Source organism: Arthrobacter mobilis, from assembly GCF_012395835.1.
GTDB classification, from domain to species: Bacteria; Actinomycetota; Actinomycetes; order Actinomycetales; family Micrococcaceae; genus Crystallibacter; species Crystallibacter mobilis.
The window spans coordinates 1-632 of sequence record NZ_JAAZSQ010000094.1; the positions used below are offsets into that span (position 1 = coordinate 1).

A 632-nucleotide genomic window follows, 5' to 3' on the forward strand; every position below is an offset into this window, starting at 1 on the left:
TTCGATTTTCTTAAATCATTATCACTGGCAAACTTCGCGTCACCATAAAGAGCAACATCCGTTTTATTCAGTTGCCAGATAATAAAAACAGGCACAATGAGAGACGAAACCATACCTGATAAAAGAGAGGGGATTGCGGTTAACCTGATATCTGTCCGTATATTACTCTCTGTTATTATCCGCCACAGCAGCATGGAATCAAAATTCTTCCATATATAAAGCGGCGTTTTTCCGTTCAGGAAGTAAACAGCAACTGAGCCAGTATAATACGTCACAAGACACATAACCAGACCGATAAAAGCCCACTGGCCTTTATCGGGTAGTTTCAGAGACATAATCACTCCTTCAGCTTTTCAAAGTATTCCTGAAAATGAATATCACGATAGTAAATACCCGATGCAAATCGGTTATCTTCCTCATCGATGTACTTAATACTCATAATCACATCGACGTTGCTTAACACCCTCCGCAATATAATGTTATAAGGCAAATTCTGACATTCAGGGTTCATATAGCACCGTTGAACCAGTCCAAGCACAGCATCTTCAGGGGTGCTCTCATGGACGGTTGTAAGGTTCCCTGCATGGCCGGAACTTGAGCCTTTGAGAAAATCCCAGGCTTCCGCGCCGCGA

Annotated in this window: 1 protein-coding gene and 1 pseudogene; both read right to left on the minus strand. The window is 42.4% G+C overall.

Annotated elements, in window-relative coordinates:
* Positions 1-335 (minus strand): annotated as a pseudogene (locus tag HGG74_RS21035) (hypothetical protein); the annotation flags it as partial.
* Between the two features lie 2 nt (positions 336-337).
* On the minus strand, positions 338-632 hold a 295-nt coding region (locus HGG74_RS21040; protein WP_246263145.1), incomplete at its 5' end, for a P-loop NTPase family protein.